This is a genomic window from Pseudoalteromonas sp. NC201 (assembly GCF_002850255.1).
Taxonomy (GTDB): Bacteria; Pseudomonadota; Gammaproteobacteria; order Enterobacterales; family Alteromonadaceae; genus Pseudoalteromonas.
Genome location: NZ_CP022522.1, coordinates 2,027,690 through 2,044,418, shown reverse-complemented (window position 1 = coordinate 2,044,418; position 16,729 = coordinate 2,027,690). Strand labels below are relative to the sequence as shown.

The 16,729-nt window shown below is 42.4% G+C and carries 18 protein-coding genes; 1 reads left to right on the top strand and 17 read right to left on the bottom strand.

The window, feature by feature from the left end:
• Nucleotides 1-19: 19 nt before the first annotated feature.
• The 15 genes from PNC201_RS08580 to PNC201_RS08510 all read right to left on the bottom strand — a co-directional run bounded on the left by PNC201_RS08580 (nt 20) and on the right by PNC201_RS08510 (nt 13,933).
• Nucleotides 20-1,072 carry a protein-glutamate methylesterase/protein-glutamine glutaminase gene (locus PNC201_RS08580; protein ID WP_102056797.1) on the bottom strand — a complete coding sequence of 351 codons (1,053 nt, stop codon included), beginning with the start codon at nt 1,070-1,072 and terminating at the stop codon, nt 20-22.
• Nucleotides 1,072-1,572: a chemotaxis protein CheD gene (locus PNC201_RS08575; RefSeq protein ID WP_233525237.1), complete on the bottom strand. Its 501-nt coding sequence runs from the start codon at nt 1,570-1,572 to the stop codon at nt 1,072-1,074. The genes PNC201_RS08580 and PNC201_RS08575 overlap by 1 nt, the downstream gene beginning before the upstream one ends.
• Nucleotides 1,566-2,366 (bottom strand): CheR family methyltransferase, encoded by an 801-nt coding sequence (locus tag PNC201_RS08570; RefSeq protein WP_102056795.1) that lies wholly within the window; start codon nt 2,364-2,366, stop codon nt 1,566-1,568. Before PNC201_RS08570 ends, PNC201_RS08575 begins: the two co-directional genes overlap by 7 nt.
• An 11-nt stretch (nt 2,367-2,377) precedes the next feature.
• Nucleotides 2,378-4,612 carry a methyl-accepting chemotaxis protein gene (locus tag PNC201_RS08565; protein ID WP_102056794.1) on the bottom strand — a complete coding sequence of 745 codons (2,235 nt, stop codon included), beginning with the start codon at nt 4,610-4,612 and terminating at the stop codon, nt 2,378-2,380.
• A 14-nt stretch (nt 4,613-4,626) separates the two neighbouring features.
• A complete protein-coding gene (locus PNC201_RS08560) occupies nt 4,627-6,603 on the bottom strand; it encodes a chemotaxis protein CheA (RefSeq protein WP_102056793.1) in 1,977 nt (658 codons plus the stop codon).
• 1 nt (nt 6,604) lies between these two features.
• The gene (locus tag PNC201_RS08555; RefSeq protein ID WP_010604743.1) at nt 6,605-6,889 is read right to left on the bottom strand and encodes an STAS domain-containing protein; all 285 of its coding nucleotides are present in this window, start codon (nt 6,887-6,889) and stop codon (nt 6,605-6,607) included.
• Nucleotides 6,890-6,899: 10 nt separating this feature from the next.
• Nucleotides 6,900-7,265 carry a response regulator gene (locus PNC201_RS08550; RefSeq protein ID WP_010604742.1) on the bottom strand — a complete coding sequence of 122 codons (366 nt, stop codon included), beginning with the start codon at nt 7,263-7,265 and terminating at the stop codon, nt 6,900-6,902.
• 8 nt (nt 7,266-7,273) lie between these two features.
• Nucleotides 7,274-8,461, bottom strand: a complete 1,188-nt coding sequence (locus PNC201_RS08545) for a methyl-accepting chemotaxis protein (protein ID WP_010604741.1) — start codon at nt 8,459-8,461, stop codon at nt 7,274-7,276.
• On the bottom strand, nt 8,461-8,976 hold the full coding sequence (locus PNC201_RS08540; RefSeq protein WP_010604740.1) for a chemotaxis protein CheW: 516 nt from the start codon (nt 8,974-8,976) through the stop codon (nt 8,461-8,463). The genes PNC201_RS08545 and PNC201_RS08540 overlap by 1 nt, the downstream gene beginning before the upstream one ends.
• A 325-nt stretch (nt 8,977-9,301) precedes the next feature.
• Complete coding sequence (locus tag PNC201_RS08535; protein ID WP_102056792.1) at nt 9,302-10,600, bottom strand: sensor histidine kinase; 1,299 nt, start codon at nt 10,598-10,600, stop codon at nt 9,302-9,304.
• Nucleotides 10,601-10,602: 2 nt separating this feature from the next.
• Entirely contained in the window at nt 10,603-11,184 is a 582-nt protein-coding gene (locus PNC201_RS08530; protein ID WP_010604738.1) for a chemotaxis protein CheX, read from the bottom strand.
• Nucleotides 11,181-11,546, bottom strand: coding sequence for a response regulator (locus PNC201_RS08525; RefSeq protein WP_010372787.1), 366 nt, complete (start codon nt 11,544-11,546; stop codon nt 11,181-11,183). Before PNC201_RS08525 ends, PNC201_RS08530 begins: the two co-directional genes overlap by 4 nt.
• 284 nt (nt 11,547-11,830) lie before the next feature.
• Entirely contained in the window at nt 11,831-12,265 is a 435-nt protein-coding gene (locus PNC201_RS08520) for an acyl-CoA thioesterase (protein WP_010372783.1), read from the bottom strand.
• Nucleotides 12,262-13,086 carry a M23 family metallopeptidase gene (locus tag PNC201_RS08515; RefSeq protein WP_102056791.1) on the bottom strand — a complete coding sequence of 275 codons (825 nt, stop codon included), beginning with the start codon at nt 13,084-13,086 and terminating at the stop codon, nt 12,262-12,264. Before PNC201_RS08515 ends, PNC201_RS08520 begins: the two co-directional genes overlap by 4 nt.
• Entirely contained in the window at nt 13,079-13,933 is an 855-nt protein-coding gene (locus PNC201_RS08510; protein ID WP_102056790.1) for a 6-carboxytetrahydropterin synthase, read from the bottom strand. The genes PNC201_RS08515 and PNC201_RS08510 overlap by 8 nt, the downstream gene beginning before the upstream one ends.
• 240 nt (nt 13,934-14,173) lie before the next feature.
• On the opposite strand from PNC201_RS08510, the gene fabA reads away from it, so the two are divergent.
• Complete coding sequence (gene fabA / locus PNC201_RS08505) at nt 14,174-14,689, top strand: 3-hydroxyacyl-[acyl-carrier-protein] dehydratase FabA (protein ID WP_010372774.1); 516 nt, start codon at nt 14,174-14,176, stop codon at nt 14,687-14,689.
• 78 nt (nt 14,690-14,767) lie between these two features.
• Here the strand turns inward: fabA and rmf are convergent, their stop codons facing one another.
• Complete coding sequence (gene rmf / locus PNC201_RS08500) at nt 14,768-14,938, bottom strand: ribosome modulation factor (RefSeq protein WP_010372771.1); 171 nt, start codon at nt 14,936-14,938, stop codon at nt 14,768-14,770.
• A 488-nt stretch (nt 14,939-15,426) separates the two neighbouring features.
• Entirely contained in the window at nt 15,427-16,722 is a 1,296-nt protein-coding gene (gene serS / locus PNC201_RS08495; RefSeq protein ID WP_045988497.1) for a serine--tRNA ligase, read from the bottom strand.
• Nucleotides 16,723-16,729: the final 7 nt, after the last annotated feature.

The following is a 16,729-nucleotide window of genomic DNA, read 5'->3' as shown; positions in this document are numbered from 1 at the left end:
GCTCACCCCAACAGTAACGTTATGAAAAACATTGAGTTATTGTCATCGGCACATCCGCTAGAGTCACTTCTTTACTGTGAGCATTTAGCTTAATGGCCTCTTTTGGCATTCCAAATACAATGCTGGAGCTTTCATCTTGTGCATAAGTCTTCGCCCCCGATTTCTTCATTTCTAACAAACCAAATGCACCATCTGCGCCCATTCCGGTTAATATAAATCCGATAGCATTACTTCTAACTTGCTTCGCAACAGATTGAAACAATACATTGACCGAAGGCTTATGGCGCTGCACTGGCGGCCCATCTTTGAGCTGAGTGTAATAGAATGCACCACGACGAACAAGCTGAAGGTGATGGCTTCCTGGCGCGATGTACACATGGTTAGCCAGTACGCGTTCGTTATGCTCAGCCTCCTTAATCTTTAATTTTGAAATATCATTTAGCCTTTGAGCAAAGGCTTTAGTGAAGTTGGCTGGCATATGTTGTACCACCACAATACCAGGCAATTCGGGTTCTAATTGACTAAATATGTACTCAAGCGCTTGCGTCCCCCCTGTCGAAGTGCCGATGGCTACCACTTTATCAGTGGTATTAATGGCAAGGTTGGTATTGCTCATTGCAACATCGATAGCAGGCGCACGGCTTATGTCTTCCGTAGAGGACTTTGGTCTGTAGAATCTCGCTTGCTTAACCACTTTAATAAATTGCTCGCGTTGAGACTCAAGAAATGATTTTAAGCCACACTCTGGTTTAGTTAAGATTTCAAATGCGCCAAGAGAGAGTGCCTCTACCGACAATTGAGCTCCTGTGGTTGTTAGCGATGAACAAATGATCACGGGGATAGGTTTATTGGCCATGAGCCAGCGTAAAAAGGTAATACCATCCATCTGTGGCATTTCTATATCAAGAATAATTACATCTGGCGGCTCTGCCAACACGCTGGGCTGCGCCAAGACAGGGTTGCTAAACACCTTAGTCACGCAGATTTCAGGCGAATACTCCAACATCGCAGTAACCGTTTGCCTTACCACAGCAGAGTCATCGATAATATAGACGGAAATTTTATTCGACATCAGGTTGCTCTCCTACTCGATAACGCAACATGAAAACGGTCTACCCGGCAAGCGCCATCCTTGAGATCCACTTGAATTCTCCGATAATAAGGGCCGCCAACATCACGCGCGACAAGCCTAAATCCATAATCGTCAATCAGCTTATGACTCATTTCGATGTTTCGCATACCGACAGTCTCTGAACAAGACGTTTTGAACATCTCTCCACCACCAAAAAGCTTAATCTCCACACAATCCTCAGGGATACTAAACCGCTCTAAATATTGGCGAACCAACGAAAAAGTCTTATCGACATATTTAGCGGGCTCATCGTCATTCGGCTTTTCTGTGGTTGGCAATAGCATATGACTCACAACAACTAGTTGGTGCTGCTTAGACACTAAAACAAATGAAACACAGGACCCCAGCAAGGTATTGAGCGTTGCTGGACGAAATGACTCAATCGCCAAACTACCCGGCTGCAAAAATATTGATTCAACGTCTCTGCTCGGCATCAACATTTTGCATACACCGCAGGGGCGATTGATTCAAATTTGTCATACACGCCATTTAAGCTCTCGGAGTGTCCTAAAAACAAAAAACCTTGCTTCGGCATCGCCCTATAAATATTTTCTAGGATTTTTACCTTTTCATCTTTTTCAAAATAGATCAGTGCATTACGGAGAAATATTATGTCAGCTTTACCACCGATATAAGGCACAAGTAGATTATTTTTGAAAAAATTAACTTTATGATAGAGCTCATCATTCACCATGATATAGCCGGTCTTCTCTCCGACGCCATTTAGACAGTATTTCCTTAGGTATTCGTCAGGAATGTTTTTAGCACGATGTAAGGGGTAAATTGCCTTTTTCGCTAAATCCAGCATCCGCTCAGAAATATCGCTGGCACGCACCACCCAATTCCCGTTACCATAATGCTCCTGCGTGCACATGGCCAAGGTGTATGCCTCTTCGCCAGAGGAGCAAGCCGCACACCAAATATCTGGTGCAGACTTTTGGTAGTAAGTGGTAAACAGCTCTGCGAGCTTTTCAAAGTGTTTACGCTCTCTGAAGAAATAGGTTTCATTGGTAGTCAGCAAGTCGATGCACATATTTCGCTCACCTTTGTTATTGGGTATTTTTAGATACTCAATGTACTCACCATAGCTACTTAATCCTAAAATCCTCAGTCTTTGATTTAGTCGTCCACAGACTAAGTTCTTTTTATGATCCCTAAGATGTATTCCTGATTCGGCTTTGAAGAAGTCAGCAATACAGGTAAATTCTTGATCGCTAATAAAGTCCCCAATCATGTGGCACCTCCTTAGAACTGTTCAAAGTGCTCTTTTGAGCGAGCTTGCCCAGCACTAACTTCTTTTCGCTCGGCGACGGGTTGTGCTTCTGTTTGCGGCTTGCCTCCTTCTAACACGCGCATTTTGCTTTGGCTTTCAATATCTCCGATTTTAAAATAGGCAACGAGCTGGGTAAGCGTCTCTGCTTGACTGGACATTTCTTCCGCGGTGGCTGCAAGCTCTTCTGACGATGACGCATTTTGCTGCGTTAGCTGGGTGATTTGATTCATCGAGTCGTTGATTTGGCCAACACCTGCCGCTTGTTCGTCTGACGCTGCGGAGATCTCTTGTACTAAATCAGAGGTTTTACCAATTGCAGGTACGATTTCAGCAAGTAGACTGCCTGCCCGCTCGGCTTTGCTCACTGAGCCAGATGCTAACTGAGATATTTCCTGCGCTGCAAATTGAGAACGCTCAGCAAGCTTTCTGACTTCTGCAGCCACCACAGCAAACCCTTTACCATGCTCTCCAGCTCGAGCCGCTTCTATGGCAGCGTTGAGTGCCAACAGATTCGTTTGATAAGCAATGTCATCGACAATACCTATCTTAGACGCAATTTGTTTCATGGCCGATACGGTCTCTTCCACGGCGCTACCGCCCTCTTGTGCTTCACCTGCCGCTTTTGATGCCATACCGTCAGTGATTTTGGAGTTTTCTGCATTTTGGGCAATGGATGCCGTCATTTGTTCTACAGAGGCTGATGTCTCTTCAACTGACGAGGCTTGTTCGCTTGCACTCTGTGCCAATGACTGTGCTGTAGAAGAGACTTCGGTAGATGCCTGCGCTAACGACTCTGAGTTAGAACGAACATCACAAATAATGCGACTTAAACTGGAGATTGTACTATTGACGCTTTGCTTCAACTCGTCATAGACACCTGAATAGCTTCCTGCAATCTCAACATCAAGGCGACCTTCTTTTAACCCCTCCATGACGTTAGCAATTTCTTGAATTGGCTTTTCGGTCGCTTCCAATACCTCGTTAAGACCATCAGTCATGGTTTTAAATGCGCCGGCATAGTTTGAGGTGTCTGCGCGATTTTGGATGTTTCCTTTGACCGCTTGTGAAACCAACTCGACGATATCGGTCGCTAAGGTATCTAACACATCGGTGAGATTGGCTGTACGTTGCGCCAGCTCACCTAAAAGCCCTTGTGCTTGTACTTTGGGCTTTAATGATAAGTTACCTTCACTCACTGCGTTGAGCACGGCAAAATTGTCCTCAAGTACCGATTCCAGCACTTCCATCGACTTATTATATGCCTCAGCAATTCTGCCTATCGATCCCTCTAACTCATTGGCTTCAATGCGTCTGTCAAATTCCCCGCAAGCTACCGCTTGGAAGGCAACACCAAACTCTTCTTCTAACAAGCGCTCTTTGCGCTTTTCATCAGTTACGTCTTTCCACTCAACCGTAGTAGAAATACGCTTATTGCTTTCATCAAATACGGGGGTGATCATGAGCTCCAAGCTGTGCTCGCCAAACCCGAGCTTTGCAACGTGCGTAGAGGTTAAACTCGCTAACATAGTGCGCTGGTGGCTTGGATTACGGTGGAACTGGTCAATACTTCCTCCCACCAGTTTGTCGACGCAAAAGGTAGGTAACGTGCTTTGGATCGCAGTTTCTAACCTGAGTAACATGTCTCGCATGGCACGATTTATATAAACAATATCGTAATTTTCATCAGCCAGCATAATACAAGCGGTACTGTAATCCATGGCTTGCTTATAAAAATCGCTATTACTTCCAGCGCTCAAACTCGATTGGCTGATTAATTTAGCCACGAAACTACAGTTAGAAATGGGCTCTGCTAATTTCATGATTTCTAATTGATAAGATCCACTAGGTATATTAACAGTGGTGGCTTTGTCTATCAGCTCGGAAAAGTTATTGTGCAACGACAGCATATCAGTAATATATCCACCATCACTTTGTGCGTTATTTGCAATAAGCCGGGTAAATTGATTGCTTTGATGAACAATCCGACCAGCACCATCTAGGAGAGCAGCAAATGTGCCTGTGGTCTCGATAGCCGTTAATTCTGCATTACTTTTAAGCAAACTTAATATATTGGTCGCGAGTGTTTTGGCTTCCCCTTCATATAAAGCGGGGTTTACTTGGGTAAGATCTGAGTGTTCAATCGCGTTTACGACTGCCTTCGACAGTTGAGTAACTTGTTTGTCAAAGATTGCTGGTAAAATTCCCATTATGTATCCCCTTATTAAGAGTTAGCTAATTTTCTAGATTCAGGTTCATGAGCAAAATCATGAATAAGCTTTGGTACATCAAGAATGAGCGCAATGTCTCCTGACCCTAAAATACTTGAGCCACTGATCCCCGACATCTTTTCAAATAACGCACCGAGTGGTTTGATGACCGTTTGAAACTCACCTAACAGCTGATCGACGACGATGCCTGCTCGCAACTGACCGTACTTCACAACGACAATACTTGGTCTGATCTTAGGGTTCGTTGGTAAGTCGAAAATACGACTCAAATGAATAAATGGCAGCACCGTACCGCGAAGATTAATGTAATCGGTTTGACGAGTTGCCCCATTGCCAAGCGGAAGTTCAATACACTCTGTAACCATATCGAGTGGAATGACGAACTTAGCATCCGCAACACTCACCATAAAACCATCGATAATGGCCATGGTTAACGGCAACCTGAGTTGGAAACACGTACCTTGGTGCTCGACAGATTCAACACTCACCGTTCCACGTACCGCTTCAATGTTTTTTCTCACCACATCCATGCCAACGCCGCGTCCCGAGATATTTGATATTTTTTCGGCTGTGGAAAAGCCTGGCTCGAAGATTAAGTTGGCAATTTCTTTGTCGGTAAGCTCAGTATCAGGTGAGATCAGATTACGCTGAATTGCTTTTTCTTTAATTTTTTCTTTGTCTAGCCCGCGTCCATCGTCACTGATCTCTATTACAATACTGCCTGAATCATGAAAGGCTTTGAGTGATAAGGTACCGTATTCAGGCTTTCCACTGTCCGCTCGTTGTGCTGGTGACTCCATACCATGATCAATGGCATTGCGAACTAAATGCGTAAGAGGGTCGACTATCTTTTCAACCATTGATTTATCAAGTTCGGTTTCAGCCCCCATAATTTCTAAAGAAACCTGTTTTTCTAACTCCTTTGAGGTGTCGCGCACCACACGGCTAAAACGATTAAACGTTTCGCCTATCTGTACCATTCTGAGTTGTAGTGTACTGCTTTGCACATCACTAACGAGTTGTTGAATATGCTCAACAATTTCGGTAAGGGCCGAGTCGCGTATTGTTTTGGTGTGATCTTCGAGTGCCGCAGACACGATAACCAGCTCGCCAAGTTCATTGACTAATTCATCTAGCTTCTGCGCCGGTATTTTCATCATCCGCTCGGGATTCTTTGGTTTGACTTTGTTATTTTTGGTGGGCTGTTTATCAGTTTTGACAAGTGTTGGCGTTGGCTTATCATCTTCAATTGGGGCTATCTCAATATTGGATTCTGCAGCAATAAACTCAAATGCTTCATCAATATCTTCTCGCGTAGAGTGATGTATCTCTAGCTGCATTCTAAAATGGCATAATTCTAGTTCATCTGCTGTGACCGCGTTAAGCGCAGGTACCTCATCAATCAACCAATCTACTTCTACCGTACTACCTTTACTTTCGATGTAGCGAATAATCGAGAGCGGATCAAAACCATCCACCATGCAGGCCTTATAAAACTGCGCTGAGACTCGAAAGCTCTGCGTTGCTTCTTGATTTTCTACAACGGTTTGCTCGCTTGAGGCTTTGTCTTGCAAACCACTATATGACTTTAAACTTTCTAGCAGCCCAGCTTCAGCATCGGTCAACGCCTGAGGAAAATCTTCGTTTGACTCTAAGCACTTAATTAACGCATTTATATGGTCATTACATTCGAGCAAAGTCGAAATCAGTTTTTCGCAGGGATTTAGCGCGTGATTACGAAGAAGCTCCATAGTGGCTTCAACAAAATGCGTAAAATCGACAATATGGTCATAGCCAACAACACCGGCAGAGCCCTTTATGGTATGTGCAGCACGAAACGCCTCGTTAATGATCTCGTCGTCACTATTTGGCAGTATAGACTCCATTGCCAAGAGACTTTCTTCAAATTGAAGTACCAACTCCTTGGCTTCTTCAATAAAGACCGCTTGAATTTCGGATAAATCAACCATCTTACCTCCTTTGCGCACAGTTTGATGCAACTAAGGTATTGAGTAGCCATAAGGCACAAGGTGAGTGATGCTCATCAACCCCTATCACAGATAATGGCTTTTCCGTACAACACTGTGCGAGTGCAACAACTAATTGAAAGCCTGCAGCGTCCACCTCCAGCAGCTCGCTAAGGTCAATCGCTATCGCCGTCGTGTCATCGCTTAACATGAGCTGCCATTTTGCTGCCACTTTGCTCACTTCATAAATGGTCAATACTTCTGGCAGCACAATGGTTAAGTTGCTCATATTTATGCTCCTAAGCCAAAATACGTGAAACGGTATTAATCAGCTTTTCGGGTTTAAACGGCTTTATCATCCAAGCCTTTGCTCCCGCTTGCTTACCTTGACTCACGAAATCAGAGCCCGATTCTGTGGTTAGCATCAAAAAAGGCGTAAAGCGATATTGACCCATTTCTTTCACTTTCTTCAACAAGCTCAGCCCGTCCATGTTTGGCATATTCAAGTCACTAATGATCAGGTTGATTTTGCCTTCATCTAACTTGTTGATTGCGTCAAGACCATCACAGGCATCAATGACTTCATAACCTTCAGCGAGTAGTGTCATTTTTGCCACCTGACGAATTGAAGCCGAATCATCTACTATCATAATTTTCTTAGTCATAAGACCTCCTAGAAAAATGTTACTTCGTCTTCAACATGGTCGTGTTGAGACGTATTTTCAGTGGTTGAAACATGACATTCCCTTTCTTCTTTCATGGTGTAAGAGTTGAACATTTCTTGCTGTAATGTAGCCAACCCTTCCTCGCCTAGCTCACCTTCTGTCCTGTATAGTGAGACTAATGAAGTAAGCCCTTTGCAAATGTGTTCTAGCTTTTGGCTCACTCTATCTTGAAATTGAAAATCGGTTATCGCGTCGTCGACGTTCGCTTTTATCTTGCTTGCGGTATCATCTAATCCATGTACCGATTGCGTCAGCTCATTAGCGACCGACGCCATCTCATTGAGCACTTTTCGGATATGTAATTCAGCATCATCCATTAGCGTAACGTCTTGTGCCTGTGATTCGGTGAGCTTTTGAGTATTGTCAGCAACGGCATTGGTTAAGCCATTCATCTTTTCAATAATAAGCTCTGCAGCTTCTGAGGTAATATCCGAAAGCTCACGCACCCTTTCCGCTACCACGGCAAACCCCCGACCGGCCTCCCCTGCTCTTGCAGCTTCAATTGATGCGTTAAGTGACAATAACGTGATCTCTTTTGAGATTTTTTGAATAGATTTTGTTTGCTCAGTTAGTTCTTTGGCAGCATGACTTACAGCTTGATTGGAATTGACGACCTCGAGTTTTGAACCGAGAGCAACGCGCAAACTATGCAGGACTTCATTGAGTTCTTCTTGACTGTGTTTGGCAAAACAGTGTTCATCATCACCAAAATTTTCTACAGAACCTCGTGCCGATTCGATCGTGTTATTTAGTGCCTGTCTTAGCTCTGAAAACTGCAAGGTCAGCCCAGAAACCGAGTCATTACCCAAGGTTTTAATACTATAGACCTGATTAATAACGGTTTCTAAAATCGCGGCAACAGATTCTGTATTGTGCTGCTCCACCTCGCAATGCTCTTGCATCTCACTCGAATAACTAGCAAATGCCTCACAATCAAGAATTACTTTTGCAGTTAAATGACGCTGCCTTAACGTTACCGCTAAGAGTGCACTGGTGATGAGCACAGAAGATAGCGACAAAATATCAACGCGAACACTGAGCAATAGCGTGAGAGACAATACTAGGCTGAGCAACACCGCAGCGCTAATGTAGTACTTGTAGATTGCCTTTAGCTCATTAATTGGAAGTATCTGCATTATGCTGACTCCCCAAGGTGACTACCACGCTCGCTTAACTCTATCAGCTCAGCCATCTCTTCAACTGAGAGAACTTTTTCAAGGTCTAGCGCGATAAGTAGCTCATCTCCGCGTCTTACCATGGAAGCGATGAAGTCAGCTCTGATTTGCGCGCCAAACTGGGGTGAGTTGGTTAGATCTTTTGCGTCAACTTCTATGACTTCATTAACGCCGTCAACAATGACACCCATCTCAATGAGGTTGTCAGAAATACTGAATTCACAAATGATAATGCAGGTTCGTCTGCCAACTTCTATTACTTCTCCACAAAGCCGAGCTGACAGATCGATAACGGGTACAACTGAGCCTCTTAAATTAATCACTCCTTTAATAAACTCAGGCATCAAGGGGACTTTTGTCACGGAGCCCAATTCAATGATCTCCTTTATTGACAGGATCTCAATTGCATAGCAATCCTGTCTTGACTGAAAAGTGAGATATTGCAATGACTGTGTGTTTTCTGTGATCGCTTGCATTTTCCGCCCCGTCTCATTTGTCTTATATGTTACTTTAGTCTCGCATTTCTTATCTGTCAAAATTTGAGCAATAATTTATTTTAACTATTTCTTTGTGGTAAAAATAAGTTTAAAAGCAGGTGGATATAAACAATTTCTTAGTATTAAGTATTACCGCGGTGACGGATTTATAATGGATTTTTTGACAACGAAACCTGTGGCAGAAAGCTAAAGCCAACTGATTGAAAACTGGATAATCAGAACAAAAGCAATAAGGAAGTACATGAATTGCAAAGAAACGCTAACCTAATGAAGGCTAATTTTATTATGAACTGGGTTTGATTGATTACTTATCCGTAAATTCGTCGGAGAAATCTGCTTCGCTGAGCTTAGGAAAAGATACCGTAAACGTTGTGCCTACACCGACTTGTGAGTCAACTTGAATGCGACCCTTGTGCTTGGCGACGATGCTATATGATAGAGACAGACCAAGGCCAGTACCTTGACCAACAGGTTTGGTGGTAAAAAATGGATTAAAAATTTTATTGATGTCCTCAGCTGGGATCCCTTTGCCAGTGTCTTGGATGGCAATAACCACCTCGTTTTGTTTATCTTCGATAGAGATAGTTACCGTACCGCTTGACGCTATTGATTGCGCTGCATTGATAATTAAGTTTAAAAATACCTGATTAATCTGCATTGGCTGACAATATAGCAACACTTCATCATCAAGCGAGTAAGTTTTGTTGATAACCGCATGGTACTTAATTGAGTTGTTGGCTATTTTCAGCGTACTTTCAATCCCTTTAATGAGATCTGCCTCTTGCCACTCCTGGTTATCAACATGAGAAAAGGATTTTAAACTCTCAACTATCTTAGAGACTCGGTCCAGCCCTTCTAAGCACTCTTGCAGTAATTCAGGCACGTCCTCCTTTAAAAAGTCGATACTATGCTGACTTTGGAGCTGCTGCTCCTGCTGTGCTAAACCACTGTCGGCAAGTGTACTAAAATTCGATTCATAAAAATCGAGCATCGCAAACAGTCCGCTAGCCTGGCCTTCTAAACTTTGAATATTGGAATTCACAAAACCAATTGGATTGTTGATTTCATGCGCCACGCCAGCGGCTAGTTGGCCAATTGCTGCCATTTTCTCAGACTGTAGTAATTGGTTTTGTGCAGCTTCCAACTTAAGGTTGAGTGTTTTTAACTCCTGTTTTTCTATCTCTAATGCTTCGGTTAGACGTTTTTGCTCTTGATAATAGCTCGCCAGCTCCGTCACATCTTGTATGATCACGCATACCTTTTTCACTTCTTCAGAATGCTCAAAAATCGGCACATATTGAATGTTCTGATACATTGAAGTTTCATCGCCAGTAACAGGACGGCTGCTGCTAAGTTCAAACACATGAGGACGATGCTCCCAGTAGCTAAAACTTGCTGCTTTTAAAGCAAAAACACTCTTCAATTTCCGCTTAATGATTTTTGCAGCTTCAGGAAATACCTCATCGATAGACATGCCCTCAATATTTTTGGGAGTGTTATCCGGTAGGCGGTTTTTCAAAAATTCATTCGCAAAAACCACCGTATGTGATTGGTCGAGTACACAAATTCCAACCGGAATATAACGCTGCAATTCGTTAAACACAGTCAGTCCTCTATTCCAAGCATGGCATTGAGTTTTTGGATCACAGTTTTAATGGATTTCTCATCCAAACAAATAATCACTCTCGAATCAAAAGCAATAGACTCGATTATAAATGCAATTTTCATCACCAATGTGGTTTTCCACTCGGCAATGTCGTCGGATAGTTGATGTTTGTAAATAGTCGGCATAGTCAATGAGGTTTTAAGCTCTAACTGACTAGAAAAGCCGTTTAAACATGCACCAGCCAAGATATTAGATAAATCTAATAAGACTTCATTAAGATCAGAGTCATCCAGTGGACTATCGTAGTCCATAAGTTCGGCTATTTCTTGTAAGCCTTGCGGTGACAATAGATTAATGACTTCACCTTTAATTTCCCCTAAAAATGACTGCCTCGTTCTGTAAACATGTGCGGTATTACAGATCTCATTGAGTTGATTTGGGCTGACCGAAGTTATTTCAGGGATAGATAAACTAATTTTCGTTTCAATTAATCGAGCTAAAGAGTTCGCTGCTTGGCCCATGGATATATTCATTAGCTCTTGCAAGCCGTCCCTTTGCTCTTCACTGAGTGGCATGTTCATAATAAACCTAGCTCTTGTAGCGTGTTATGTAACTCTTCTTTTTGTAATGGCTTTTGCAAAAAGCGAAATGCGCCGAGTTTATCTACCAACTTCTTCGCTTCGGGCTGAATATCGGCGGAAATAACGATTACCACGGTTTTTGCATGGTGTTCGTGTAGATGCGTAAGAACTTCAAAACCATCCATTTCTGGCATAGTTAGATCCAAAAATAACACCTCTGCTTTGCCCTGCTCAACCATCACCAATGCTTCTTTGCCATTTTTTGCCTCACTGACTTCGACATCCCAGTCTTCAGGTATTGCCCTAAGCACAGCCTTTCTCGACATCATAGAATCGTCTGCAACGGTTACTGGAATTGCCATGAGCACCACTCCTATTTCACTATATTGGTAAAAAGTATGGTCTTTGGCTTTTTGACTGTCAAAAAATTATGAGTAAAAAATGACTCATTTGTCCTCTGAACGAAAGAGATTCAACTTAGAAATAACAAATAATGGCTCGATTAATTATCGTAAATGAGTTTTAGCGGTTCTTGATGAGTAGCAATTTTACAATTTTGTATGATGTGTTCTTATGGGTCGGTAAAATATAGGGCTTAGCCCTATATTTGCTTTAGAGATTTTAAAAATAAAATCTTAGCGAAAAACTAGCTATCAAAGCCGTTTAGCATTTTGTCACAAACAACAGGAGTTGGCCTATGATTGTCATCCACGGCAACAAAGGTAAAACTACCTGTAATTGCTAAGTGTTTATCATCTTTGTGCATTCTTTCAAGATAGATTTCAACATCAACCTTTAAGCTGGTATTACCAACATGCACTACCTTCGATACTAATTCTGCGAAAGTACCTGCAGGAATTGCCTCTTTGAAATCAACTCTGTCTGAAGAGATAGTCACCAAAGGTTTGCGGCAAAAACGCGTTGCAGCAATAAAGGCAACTTCGTCCATCCAAGCCAGTGCGTCACCACCAAATAAAGTGTTATGGTGGTTTGTTCGGCCTGGGAAAACGGTCTTTGTTACATGTGTGATTGAGCTTTTGATGCGTTGCTCAACAATGGCTTGTCTTTGTTCGTCTGTCATTTTTTTACTGCTTTATCCGCTAGTGTATCTTTCATAAGTAGAGCTGGATCGAGTCGTTCCCCGAACCAATTAAAGCGCCAATCCAAATGCGGGCCAGTTACCCTGCCCGTCGCGCCAATTTCAGCGATTTTATCGCCTGTTTTTACCGTATCGCCAACCTTAACATCCAGTTTACTAAGGTGGATATACGTAGAGGTAATGCCGTGACCGTGATCGATAATCAAAGTGCCGCCACTGTAATAAAGATCTGGATTTGCAAACACCACTTTACCCGATACCGGCGCTAAGACCGGCTCACCCGTTTTATTTGCGATATCCAATCCAAAATGTGGTCGTTTTGGCTCACCATTAAAATACCTTTGGCTACCATAAACACCTGAAATACGGCCCTTCGCAGGTCTGAAAACAGGGTCTTTAAAGAATAATAAATCCGAATTGCCTTGTCTTGCTTTTGACACAGCTTGTGCTTCTTCACGTATGCGTTTTAGCACCGACTCTGGTGGCGAAACATACTTTTTCGCCACCCCCGTGATCTTGTCTATATCATAATCTCTTTTCGTGATCACTATCGCTTGGCGATGCTTTTGACCATCATCAGATTGCCAACTCAAGATGTGGTTAAGTTCGGCATCACGGCCAAAACCAAACACGAAATAGCCATCTTTAGAGCGTTTCAATTCTGTCTCGTTTAGCTTTATCTCAGTTGCATTTTCAAGCTTGCCGACAACCAAGCCACCTTGTGTCAGGTTACCTTTTAATTCAAGCGCCTCAGCAAATAATGTGGTGCTCGCAAGCAATATAACAATTGCACGTTTAAGCATACGCAATCGCTCCTTTTCCAACCCCTTCGTATGCTCTTACTTCAACCTTATCATGTGGATTTTGCAGCTTTATTTGGCCTGCAAGATAGTCCGCAATACATTCAACTGTTGTATCGCAAGGTAATATATCGCAACGTGATTTGCTGATCGCCAACTCAAAATATCCCTGCGACGAGGTATACGCGAACGCATAATCTTTATCTTGAGCGATTATATACTGAAGCAAACTAGGATCAATCAAGTCTTCTTCGCTGCCAAGATAAATATCTTGCCATCTATCCGCCCATTGCTTTTGTAATCTAGGCATGCTGATATCATTTAGCTTCACACCAATCAATGAACGATGACCATGAATAATACGCTGACAGTTACCATCGTGTTTCTTTAAGCCATGGCTATAGTGATAATAGAAGCCTGTTGCGGCCTCTGGACGCAGTGTTATATCTAAATCTTTCACGTTTTCAGGCATATGCGGCATAATAACAGACTTAAGGTAAGCGATTGCATTGGCTTCATTGATTTCATCCCCTTCCACTACACACACCGCTTCCTCCGGTGCATTCATGGCTAAGTGATTTCCATCAAATTGCATATCAAATTCAAATCGTCCTTCACTGTGTTTTGCATTACACGCAAGCACGCTGGGTACCGCTAATTTGTGGTCCAGCTTTTCGTCGATAATACGTTTGATTTGCTTTTTAACTTTTGCAAAGTCTAACACCATAGACTCTTCGTTTAAGTCACCATGCAGCACAATATCGGTGATCCAACTTTCACCTACCGCACCACGACGTGGGCAAAGGTACGAAAAATCAATTACGGTCAAAGAGTCAACAAAAAGGATCATAGATCACCCAAAATAGCCTGCTAAAAAATCATCCCCGATTATAATGATTTTCACATTATAAATCGCCCCTAATTGGAACTGATTTGCATTTAATCTCTTCAATTTTTTGAAATTTAATCAAATAGACATATCTTTAGCGCAAAATTTACAAGTCTCCGTACGCTTTTTAACTGTTCGGAGTTGTTTAGCGTACATCTGTACGCTAAAGTAGCGTCAATTTGCAAGCTAAGAAGAAGATTTATGGAACCGAAGAACAGCTATACAAAAGAAGAACTTATTTTATGTGGTCGCGGAGAAATGTTTGGTGAAGGCAACTGTCGCCTACCTAGCGACAACATGCTAATGATGGATCGCATCGTTCAAATTAATGATGACGGTGGTGAGCATGGTAAAGGTCAAATTATTGCTGAACTCGATATCAACCCTGATCTGTGGTTCTTCGACTGCCATTTTAAAGGTGATCCAGTAATGCCTGGTTGTTTAGGTTTGGATGCGATGTGGCAATTGGTAGGCTTCTTCCTTGGTTGGTCTGGTGGTCCAGGTCTTGGTCGTGCACTCGGTGTGGGCGAAGTGAAGTTTACGGGTCAAATCTTACCGACTGCTAAAAAGGTAACTTATCGCATTGAAATGAAGCGCGTTATCAAACGTAAGCTATTTATGGGTCTAGCGGATGGTATCGTCGAAGTTGATGGTCGCGTGATTTATGAAGCAAAAGATTTGAAAGTAGGTCTTTTCCAAGATACCAGCGCATTTTAACTTTTTCGCTGTTATCGTTTTATAGCTTTAAAAACACACAAAGCCCCATCTGGGGCTTTGTTCTCCTAAAATTCGGTATCAGGTTTTAAAGATGTTGCGATTATCCATCGCTTCTCGCCATCCGCCTAACCATTCTGATCTGTGTTCTACTTGTTGATAGGGACAATTTTCTTTCGACCGACCGGCTAATCCTGCCTTAAATCCTTGTGAATGTGCTCTTTCTAAACGGTCTCTTTTCTGTCTCTTCATAGGTAATATCCTCACCTTTTTCTCGATCAGCATTAGCGTTTCTAATACTGTGTAGTTCAAACTTGAGCGAACGTCATTCAAAACGAAGATATTGACTTGCGATATAATGACAATTCGTACTAACAATTTAAATTAAAGATTTTATTGAGAAAAGTTAAACACGAGCGACATCGTATTTCATACAGATGTGCTACTTACCGATGAGATTTGGCCAAACCCATACCTTCAATAAATCACATCTCAGCGAGTCATGCAATGATCAGAAATGTAATTCTTGTACAGCTGAGCACAAAAAGCATATTTATTTTACTTTTATATAGATACCTAGATATTCAAGACTTAAATTGTTGGTTGACGATCTTGTTTTTCTATTTTTCTCTGTAAAAAAACATTCATAATATAGTAATAAAAAGAGGCTGGACGAATCCAACCTCTTTTCAATAACTTGAGTTTTTAAATCGAGCAAAGCTCAATTAAGCAGTACTATCTTAGCTTGCTTTAATAACCTCTACACCACCCATATATGGTTTTAGTGCATCAGGCACAATAATTGATCCATCTGCCTGCTGGTAGTTTTCTAAAATCGCAACTAGAGTACGACCTACCGCTAAACCAGAACCATTAAGAGTATGAAGTAGTTCTGGCTTCTTCTCACCACTACGACGGAAACGCGCTTGCATACGGCGCGCTTGGAAATCCCACATGTTTGAACAAGAAGAGATTTCTCTGTAGGTATTTTGTGCTGGTAACCAAACTTCCAAATCGTACGTTTTCGTCGCACCGAAACCCATGTCTCCAGTACAAAGCACCACTTTTCTGTAAGGTAAACCAAGTGCTTGTAAAATTTGCTCAGCATGACCTGTTAACTCTTCAAGCGCTGCCATAGAATCTTCAGGTTTTACAAGCTGGACAAGTTCAACCTTATCAAACTGGTGTTGACGAATAAGTCCGCGCGTATCACGGCCATAGCTACCTGCTTCGCTTCTAAAACAAGGCGTGTGCGCCGTCATCTTAATCGGCAGCTCTTTTTCGTCATAAATAACATCGCGAGCGCAGTTAGTTAACGGTACTTCTGCCGTCGGAATTAGACTAAAGCCATCTTGGTCTTCAGATAATGCTTCTGTGTGGAATAAATCTTCTGCAAACTTAGGAAGCTGACCCGTGCCAAACAAGCTCGCTTTATTCACAAGATATGGTACATACATTTCTGTATAACCATTTTGCTCCGTGTGGGTATTCAGCATCAGTTGTACAAGTGCTCTATGCATACGTGCTACGCCACCGCGCATCACTGTAAAGCGAGAACCACTTAGCTTAACACCAGTCTCGAAATCGAGACCCTTATCAAGCGCTTCACCAAGGTCAACATGATCTTTAACTTCAAAGTCAAATTGCTTTGGCTCACCCCAAGTGCTTATTTCAACATTCTCAGACTCATCAGCACCTGCAGGTACCTCTTCAGCAGGGAGATTTGGCAACGACATTGCGTAGTCATTAAGTTCAGCAAGAATTTTATCCTGCTCTTCTTTCGCTGCACTTAATTGGTCGCCCAAGTTTGCAACAGCATCTAGTAAAGGTTGAACGTCTTCCCCTTTCGCTTTAGCTTGACCAATCGCTTTGGAGGAACTGTTACGCTCACTCTGTAATTCCTGAGTTTTGGTTTGTAGCGCTTTGCGCTTTTCTTCTAATTCGGTGATCTTAGCAACATCGAGTTCAAAACCACGCTTTTTCAAACGCGCAGCGGCTTCCTCGATGTCTTGACGAAAGTATTTAGAATCTAACATTGTTTTT

Coding starts and splice junctions, on each gene's coding strand:
- PNC201_RS08580 (WP_102056797.1), bottom strand. CDS start 1,072: ATGTCGAATAAAATTTCCGTCTATATTATCGATGACTCTGCTGTGGTA.
- PNC201_RS08575 (WP_233525237.1), bottom strand. CDS start 1,572: ATGTTGATGCCGAGCAGAGACGTTGAATCAATATTTTTGCAGCCGGGT.
- PNC201_RS08570 (WP_102056795.1), bottom strand. CDS start 2,366: ATGATTGGGGACTTTATTAGCGATCAAGAATTTACCTGTATTGCTGAC.
- PNC201_RS08565 (WP_102056794.1), bottom strand. CDS start 4,612: ATGGGAATTTTACCAGCAATCTTTGACAAACAAGTTACTCAACTGTCG.
- PNC201_RS08560 (WP_102056793.1), bottom strand. CDS start 6,603: ATGGTTGATTTATCCGAAATTCAAGCGGTCTTTATTGAAGAAGCCAAG.
- PNC201_RS08555 (WP_010604743.1), bottom strand. CDS start 6,889: ATGAGCAACTTAACCATTGTGCTGCCAGAAGTATTGACCATTTATGAA.
- PNC201_RS08550 (WP_010604742.1), bottom strand. CDS start 7,265: ATGACTAAGAAAATTATGATAGTAGATGATTCGGCTTCAATTCGTCAG.
- PNC201_RS08545 (WP_010604741.1), bottom strand. CDS start 8,461: ATGCAGATACTTCCAATTAATGAGCTAAAGGCAATCTACAAGTACTAC.
- PNC201_RS08540 (WP_010604740.1), bottom strand. CDS start 8,976: ATGCAAGCGATCACAGAAAACACACAGTCATTGCAATATCTCACTTTT.
- PNC201_RS08530 (WP_010604738.1), bottom strand. CDS start 11,184: ATGAACATGCCACTCAGTGAAGAGCAAAGGGACGGCTTGCAAGAGCTA.
- PNC201_RS08525 (WP_010372787.1), bottom strand. CDS start 11,546: ATGGCAATTCCAGTAACCGTTGCAGACGATTCTATGATGTCGAGAAAG.
- PNC201_RS08520 (WP_010372783.1), bottom strand. CDS start 12,265: ATGACAGACGAACAAAGACAAGCCATTGTTGAGCAACGCATCAAAAGC.
- PNC201_RS08515 (WP_102056791.1), bottom strand. CDS start 13,086: ATGCTTAAACGTGCAATTGTTATATTGCTTGCGAGCACCACATTATTT.
- PNC201_RS08510 (WP_102056790.1), bottom strand. CDS start 13,933: ATGATCCTTTTTGTTGACTCTTTGACCGTAATTGATTTTTCGTACCTT.
- fabA (WP_010372774.1), top strand. CDS start 14,174: ATGGAACCGAAGAACAGCTATACAAAAGAAGAACTTATTTTATGTGGT.
- rmf (WP_010372771.1), bottom strand. CDS start 14,938: ATGAAGAGACAGAAAAGAGACCGTTTAGAAAGAGCACATTCACAAGGA.
- serS (WP_045988497.1), bottom strand. CDS start 16,722: ATGTTAGATTCTAAATACTTTCGTCAAGACATCGAGGAAGCCGCTGCG.